We start from the raw sequence: 7,534 nt of genomic DNA, 5'->3' as shown, positions 1-7,534 counted from the left end.
TATATGGTGCGGTGAGTGGGTATTCTTAGCCGGGCTTCGTCTACTGGGTGAAAGTTGGCGGTGTTATCCGCCAGCCTGAATAAGTTGAATTAGTTGTATGCGCGTACGATATGAAAAGTATAAGAACACTCTATATATATATTCTTCACTTCGTACGCGTATACAACTTTTACAACTAATTAAGAGGCGGCCTCCTGAATCGCACGATACCGTTCTTCTCTTTGGGATTTAATGCGCTCACTGTGCGCCTTGAACTGCTCAAACACTTTCGGGTTAGAAGCATACACGCCATCGGAGCGCCGGCCCCGTTTGCCCGCTATGGGTGGTGGTGTTATATCCGCAATCCATCCCAGTTCGATCAGGTAATCAATAGCGTTTTCTGTTTGCCGGTTGTCGCTGCCCTGCCAGTAGGTGGCGTTCCTTGTCAGGTCGCCACGCTTAAATGTCTTCCAAGACTTGCTCAGGATCGCTTCAGCAGCCGCAACAACCAGCCCTTGGACGTCTCCCGCCTGCTCATCAAGTATGCGGTAAACAGACTCAGAATGCCGGTACATGACACGCATGAACTTAATGGCCATCGTCATTGTCTCTTTGCTTACGTCACCCCCTGGCTGTCGCTCGTTGGCTGCGGCATGGATGCAATGCAAAGCAAAGGCGGCTCGTCCCAACATGCCAGGGAACTTGTTTAGGTGTTCTGCGAACCTTTGGGCTGCCGTTCTGGTTGCCAGCTTCCGTATGTTGTTGTGGTAGTCCTGCATCATCAGCTTGGCCGGAGTAGAAAGCCTTGCAGACACCTGCTCTTTCCCTGTCCAGTTATGGATGCGCTCAATTAATAGGTTGTTGTTCATCTGAGTGAATGGTGATTCCTTCGCCATGTAATTCACATCGCCGGCCGGTTGCAGGCAGTACATCAAAAACCGTTGATAGAGTCCGTCAGATCCCCCGCCTTTTTGCTTGAACAAATAGGCCAGTTTTTCAGGCTGGATGCCTGCCAAAATGCCCACGCTGAAATTGTCGATAACAATCGGCTGAGGCTTGCCGGCGCGGTTTATAGTCACGTAACCGCCATCATAAGATCGCAGATAAACGCCACGGTCTTTCCCGCCATCTTTTCCGCTGTATGCATCCATCCTGCCAATGAACTCGGTTATTTCGTGGTGGTACATATTCACGCCTTCGGGGTTGTCTTGCAGTAACAAGCCCAGCGCCTCGGTGGTGGTGTCCAGGGCATGGCGCTGTTTCCATGGCGGCTTTGGTGGTGGGTCTTGCTTGTCGCCCTTGGCGTTCTGGCAGGCTTTAATCCACTTAGACAGGGCTGCGTTTGACTCGTCAAGTAATGCTTTGTCGATATGTTCGGCCCCTTGTTTGGAGTCGTTCAATATCGGGCTTTTGGCAGTACCTGAGTCACCAACTAGGCCGCCCCATTGATAGGCCGGCACCTTGAATGGCCCCAGATCCAGCCTTGCCCGATGGTCTACAGTATTGGCTGCCGTCATAAAAAGGCAAAAACCATAAGCGCCGGCATCAAAACCTGATTGTTCCGACTTCTCCGCTGCAAGTGTTCTGAATTGCTCCGGTAATATCTCCATCGGAAAAGAAGGTACAACGTGTTCAGCGAATAGGTCGGCAGGCTCCGGCCAAAGGCTACCTTCCGGCTCGGGTGGCGATTCCTGTCCTGGCTTCTTGATGTCCACTGCCAGTTGCTTTTGCACTGAGTCCAGCCCTTCAGCTTGGTACACATCGCTCCAATCCTTGTGACTGGTCGGGTGTATCCACTTACAGCCGCTGGCGGCTCCGGCTCGCTTGCCTGCGTCATCATTATCAACAGCCACCAGAATGCTCGGGTTTAACGGCTGTATAGCCTCCACAATGCTGCGAATATTGCCTTCACCTACACCACAGGCCACGGGTTCGCCGGTCGCCTCGTGGATTCGGTATCCATCAGCAAGGCCAGCGCAGACGATAACGCGGCAATCCATGCCTATAAGGTCGGAAGGGTGAAAACCAATAGGCGTGAAGGTGCCTTTACTGGTTCCACCGTGCGTCACGAATTTATCATTACCCTTTTTATCATCTGGGCTTTGCTTGATCCGCGTCGACAAGATCCGCTCAAAACCTTGTGGGCTGCCAGCAACGTCTACCAATTCGCGAAAAATGGCCTCGCCACTAAAACTGCCTTTAGTCGTGTGTCGGATCTCAATTTCAGACGGGCAAGCCGCTTGCAGTGCTGCCAGGTCTATACCCTTGCCCTCTAGGTACGGGTGCTGAGTAGTGTTATCATCACCCCGTACCTCATCGAATGCGCCCCCGCTTGCCTGCCCAGCTTCGGGGGTAGTTTGTTTTAGATCATCCATAATCAAGCCTCCCCTTCTTTGGTCAGCCGCACAAAAATAGAGCCACTCTTGTTCGTGTCGTGTTTGGCTATGCCCTGCTTACACAGGCGATCAATACCATGTCGAACGTCAGCGGGTGTGAACTCTTGCGCCTTGCCAAGCGCCACAAGCGCGGCGCGTGTTTTCGGGCCTCGGGTCAGCTTCTCTGTTATGAGTTGGTCTAGCGCATATATAGCGCCGTTTCTTTGGCGGCGGCGCAATTTCTCGTAGTCTGGGATTTCAGGGCGAAATATTGAGAAGCTCATTTCACGCCCTCCACCGCCTGGCGCTTGGATTCGAGCCAAGTATCTAACTGGCCTTTAGTCCAGCCGACACAGCGGGGGCTTATGCGGATCTTGCGGGGAAAGTCTGCGTCAGTCTCGGCAAGGTTATGCAGTTTCGTTCTGCCCATGCCAAGGTAGCGGCAGGCATCTGCGATGCGGAAAAATGCTTGCTCGGGTTGTGCTTGCGGTTGCATATTAAGCGCCTAAGTTGTTTATGACGCTTACTATCCTGTTACCGAACACACTCCCCTTTTCGCAACAAAAACGATTAACTATGCGAGGTCTTTTTTTCAGGCTTACTTATCGGCCATTAACTTCCTGATCATCTCATCATGGGCTTGCTGTTCTTTATTACGCTCGGTAATGAATTGCTCAAGTTTTCGAATCGATATGGCCAGCCGATGAACAAACTCATCTTTTACAACTTGAACCGGCACATTTCTATCCTCTGCAGAAAAATAAACACAATCAGCAATAACCATTCGTTTAAACGGGCCATACCGCTTGTCGGTTTTTAGACCTCGCTTGAACTTATACTCGCCGGATACGACCAGTGAAATAATGCTTTTTGCATACTCAGGAACAGGGTTATCTGACGCCAGTGCGTCTAAAATTTCCTGCTTATCTAGCTCACCACGCATCCGATACTTATAGATGATATTCGGCCATGGCCCCGGAAAATCTTTTGCCAGATCCGTCATACAGCCACCCTATTAGCTGTCCTGCCGATTGCCTCGCTTACAACGTCCACAGCTTCGTCTTGGTGCTGTTCGCACACGTGGCCATAATGCTGTTCAATCATCGCTACCGACTTATGCCCTGCCATTCTGGCAACGGTAAACATCGGGACGCCTGCCGCCAGCCGCGCCGAAATAAAATTATGTCGGAATGAATAAAACACCAGCCCCGCGTCTACGCCTCCCAGCTTCTTTACACGCACCCACGGCGCTCGGGTTGCCATGGTGTCGAGTAACTTACCGCCACGTGGTGACGGGAACACCAGCCCGTCTTTGGGGCTGCCCTGATCTTTCCACCAGTCGGTCATGATGGTTTTAATTCGATCATTCAATTTCAGGTCAATAACCGCCGGTTTCTTTACGTGGCGGATTGCTACTTTGCTTTTTTCCGTTGTCTTGATTAAGCGGCCAAACTTAATGTTTAGCTCTGCCCACGTCAGCGTCCGCAAATCACCAGTGCGCAGGCCGGTATGCAATGCCAAGTGAGTGAACGGGATAAACCAATGTGGATAGGTCACTGCATCCAGGTCTGGCAGATGGAACTTGCCATGCTTGCGGCTGTTGCGCCTGCCCTCGCGGATTTCTTCGGCGTACAAATCCAGCCCGGCTAGGATGCCGCTGATCTCATCGTCAGTCAGTGGGCGGCGGGTCTGTTGGATCTCATCTTCGTTTTCTTCCTGTTTGGCCTGTTCGTTGTGTGTCGGTGCTTTCAGTTTGACGCCGTCAAGGGGACTCGAACCAAGTACCTCATCTTGTACGGCTTGGCCCAGTAGTGTCTTGAGTGATCCGAACGCGCGCCGGATAGTGTCGTGCGCCCTGCCCTGACTCTCGCGCGGCTGCCATTTGTTGTGGATGTAACTGCGGGTAATAGACTCCATGTCAGCGTCTAGCAGGTCGGGGAAGTACAGCCTGATCCGCTGATCGTTGGCTTTGGCGTTCTGAGGCTTCCAGGAGTCCATGACACGGCCATAACCGTTTACAAGGTAGTGGCGCAAGGTACGCAATTCGGCCTGCTCTGCGGCGCTGAGGGCGCTCTGTCGCTGATCTGCTTTGTCTGCCAGCGGATCGGCTTCACTATCTAGCCAGTCGATAACTTTACGGGCTGCCTGCTCCGGCTTTATCTGCGACAACTTGCCGATGGTGACGGTTCTGCGCTTGCCTGTTGCATCCTCATAACGATAGCGCCATGAACTACCACGCTTTAGCTTCATCAAGTGAAGCCCTGGCTGCATGATGCAAAACTTGGTTTCGCGCTCGCTGGCCTCGCGGTCGAACGCGGCAGCAGTGGCTTCGGTTATGGATGACAGCTTGGCTTTGCTCATGGCGACACTCCGGTAACAGATCAAAACGTGTTACCAATATGTTACCAGAAAAGGCGGTGCTATATGAACACGTGATTGTTCTTTATTGTTCAGATTCCATATAAAACATATTGTTATGCTCTGGAAGGTAGGCGGGGAAAGGGCCGGAAATGCTCTCCTAAGGGGAAGGTAGCAGGTTCGAGTCCTGCCGAGGGCACCATCCATTTTTCCTAATCAGTCCACGAATCGACTTGAAGTCTGTTTTTTTGCCGACAGTTCTAGTCAAGTACCTGCACAAATTCGCCGACTACCCGGTACTGCAACGCCTGATCCTCAGTGAGTTCAAGGGGTTCAAACGTTTCGTCGTTAGAGCGCGGATTTAGCCGAATCATCTTGTGATGCCAACCATCCTCGTGCTGGATTTTCACACTCTCGTAGTCCTTTACCGTATAACGTGAGCCTGGCCCAGCATCCTCCGTGCACTCTACCAGCACAATCTTGCCATTACGGGTGCCGCCGAGCGCCATTCTGAAAAGGCAGGTTGCGCCATTCGGGATAATTCGGTTCATCGACTCACCAATAACACGGCAGGCGAACAGAGTTTTGCTCACGCGGACATGCTCAGGGACAGCGATCCATTCTTTTTCGTAATCTGGCTGATCCTGAAGATCACCAAAGTCTCCCGCAGCTACCTCCAGGTCATAAAATGGGACTGCGTTAACATGGGGGACAAGTTTTACTATAGATGCCGGGCTCTCGGCATCTTGCGCAGGATGAGTCTGGACGGGAATGTGTTGCTTCAAATATTCTCTGAGTGACTCATCACAGGCATACACAAAGGTTCCTCGGATACCTCGTAGCATGATGGTCTTATAGATGTTGAGGATATATTGTTTCAGCGCCTGAGGGTCCTGAATGCCCTGTTTCCCGTTTCTATCGAAGTAGTTTTCCTTATCGATAATGATCGTGTCGCTAGCTTTGTCATATCGAATTTCATTGCCAAAGATAATACCCGTGTAGTTCAGGTCATAACCTTGTGTAGTGTGAATACAGCCTACTTCGGAGTCGGCACCAGACGCGTTGATCCAGTCGGTGTTCGTTCGATTCCACCGCAACTGAACACCATCGATTTCGATGTCGTATTCGGATGTTTTGGTCTTGGATATCCAAGGCCAGGCATAACCAGCAATCATCCTGGATAACCCGAACTGGTCGTTCTTCTCTCTGACAGCCCGAACCATCTCTTCAATTGAGTCAAAAAGTTTAAATTCGTAATGGCCGCTACGGAACCGTTTCCCTGTTTGCAGCCGAACATTCAAAAGATCGTCCACAAATTTGACAAAGGGCTGGCCGGCACGAACACGAAACTGGGAAGATAAAGTCTGCACCTGAGTAGAGCTTGCAGCTTTCAGACGAGCGAAGTCCGTAGCGTTTGCATCAGATGGCTTAATCGACTGGTTTTCGTCATAAAAGAAGATGGCCTTAGCGGACTGTTTACAAACCCAGTCAAGCTCACTACAAACGTGCTTATCGAGCCCCAAGGCCGCACAAGCCTTATCAAAAGCACCGAAATACGCCCCGAGGTTGGTCCGTTTTCTGAGCCGATGGGACTCATCCACTAACACAATATCGTAGTTCTGTTTGACCAGCTCCGACGGGCTGATAACCATATCTGCTTTCAGTCCTGACACATTCCGGAATGCTTTCTTCAGCGTGTTTCGAAAAGAGGTCATCGGCACAACCAGTGCCATCTTTGGCTGTGGATAAATCTCCCGAAGCTTCTCAAGAAGTCCTTCCAGTTCCTTTTCCTCATCGGAGAACGAACGGAGATTTAATTCGATCTCCTTTGCATTCAGCAACTTGAAAAGGAATATAGCCAGAACTGATTTGCCCGTTCCCGCGCCACCTTCAACAACCAGGTTTTCGACTCTTTCATCTAACAACGCATAAAGTAATCCGAGCAAACTCTGGCGCTGATCACGAGAGAGAGACTTGTAGGGGGAATACTTGAAGACATCCGAGTTATCGATGGATTCAAGTGAGTGTCTGGCTACTCCTTCAGCCCTCAGTTTATCCCACGCCACCCTAAACACACGGGCGTACAGCTCATCCTTTTGATAATAGTTATGATCCACCAGCCCCAGGTTGCCGTTCAGCAGGCTGAATGCGCCATCTGCCGCCATGTACTTGATGAGCCCTGATTCGATATCCAGAGTGGCTGACTTATTGAAGCGCTCACTGCTTATGAGATGTACCGTGGTCAATAGCTGCTTTTCATCGTGCTTGAGGTGCGTGCTCAAACGAGTCAGTGTATCGGTAGTCTCACCGATGTATGCCTGCTTACTCCCTCCATCACTCAGTATGTAAACGAGCGGCCAGTTGGTACCTGCGTAAGCATTATCTCGAATGTCCGCCAATGCTTTTTTTGAAAAGGGATATCGATTGACTTCAACCAGGTGGGGATCCGTCATAGCTCCGTATACTTTTTAGCAGTACCTCGAGCCTTTTCAACTGGATACTTTTTCTCATTTTTCTCTATTTTTTCCATTACGATCTGTTTGACGTCAAGGTCACAGGCATCGGCCATCAAAAACGCGAAAGCAAAGACATCTGCGAGTTCTTCTTTCACCTTTTCAATGTCTGCATCCTCCGCAGATTTCCACAAAAACGCTTCCAACAGTTCGCTGGACTCGATGCTCAGAGCCAGCGCGAGATCCTTCGGATTATGGAACTGCTTCCAATCTCTATCATCACGAAACTGGCGTAAACGGTTTATAACGTCATCCATAGTGCAACCCACAAATAGTTCTTTCAAATTAATCCGTGCAGTAAGAGCAATC

Annotated in this window: 7 protein-coding genes; all 7 read right to left on the bottom strand. The window is 50.6% G+C overall.

Features of this window, described 5'->3' with window-relative positions; translation table 11 throughout:
- Window positions 1-179: 179 nt before the first annotated feature.
- The 7 genes from BUA49_RS16380 to BUA49_RS16350 all read right to left on the bottom strand — a co-directional run bounded on the left by BUA49_RS16380 (window position 180) and on the right by BUA49_RS16350 (window position 7,482).
- Complete coding sequence (locus BUA49_RS16380; protein ID WP_072799523.1) at window positions 180-2,354, bottom strand: DUF3987 domain-containing protein; 2,175 nt, start codon at window positions 2,352-2,354, stop codon at window positions 180-182.
- A 2-nt stretch (window positions 2,355-2,356) separates the two neighbouring features.
- Window positions 2,357-2,638 (bottom strand): hypothetical protein, encoded by a 282-nt coding sequence (locus BUA49_RS16375; RefSeq protein ID WP_072799521.1) that lies wholly within the window; start codon window positions 2,636-2,638, stop codon window positions 2,357-2,359.
- Window positions 2,635-2,850, bottom strand: a complete 216-nt coding sequence (locus BUA49_RS16370) for a helix-turn-helix transcriptional regulator (protein ID WP_072799519.1) — start codon at window positions 2,848-2,850, stop codon at window positions 2,635-2,637. The genes BUA49_RS16375 and BUA49_RS16370 overlap by 4 nt, the downstream gene beginning before the upstream one ends.
- A 102-nt stretch (window positions 2,851-2,952) precedes the next feature.
- Complete coding sequence (locus BUA49_RS16365; RefSeq protein ID WP_072799517.1) at window positions 2,953-3,357, bottom strand: hypothetical protein; 405 nt, start codon at window positions 3,355-3,357, stop codon at window positions 2,953-2,955.
- Window positions 3,354-4,715, bottom strand: coding sequence for a tyrosine-type recombinase/integrase (locus tag BUA49_RS16360; RefSeq protein ID WP_072799516.1), 1,362 nt, complete (start codon window positions 4,713-4,715; stop codon window positions 3,354-3,356). Before BUA49_RS16360 ends, BUA49_RS16365 begins: the two co-directional genes overlap by 4 nt.
- 257 nt (window positions 4,716-4,972) lie before the next feature.
- Window positions 4,973-7,165 carry a DNA/RNA helicase domain-containing protein gene (locus BUA49_RS16355; protein ID WP_072799514.1) on the bottom strand — a complete coding sequence of 731 codons (2,193 nt, stop codon included), beginning with the start codon at window positions 7,163-7,165 and terminating at the stop codon, window positions 4,973-4,975.
- On the bottom strand, window positions 7,162-7,482 hold the full coding sequence (locus BUA49_RS16350; protein ID WP_072799512.1) for a nucleotide pyrophosphohydrolase: 321 nt from the start codon (window positions 7,480-7,482) through the stop codon (window positions 7,162-7,164). The genes BUA49_RS16355 and BUA49_RS16350 overlap by 4 nt, the downstream gene beginning before the upstream one ends.
- Window positions 7,483-7,534: the final 52 nt, after the last annotated feature.

The sequence above is a fragment of the Marinobacter antarcticus genome (genome assembly GCF_900142385.1).
In the GTDB taxonomy this organism is placed as follows: Bacteria; Pseudomonadota; Gammaproteobacteria; order Pseudomonadales; family Oleiphilaceae; genus Marinobacter; species Marinobacter antarcticus.
Note: the sequence above shows the minus strand (reverse complement) of the source record. Positions and strands in the feature narration are given on the sequence as shown.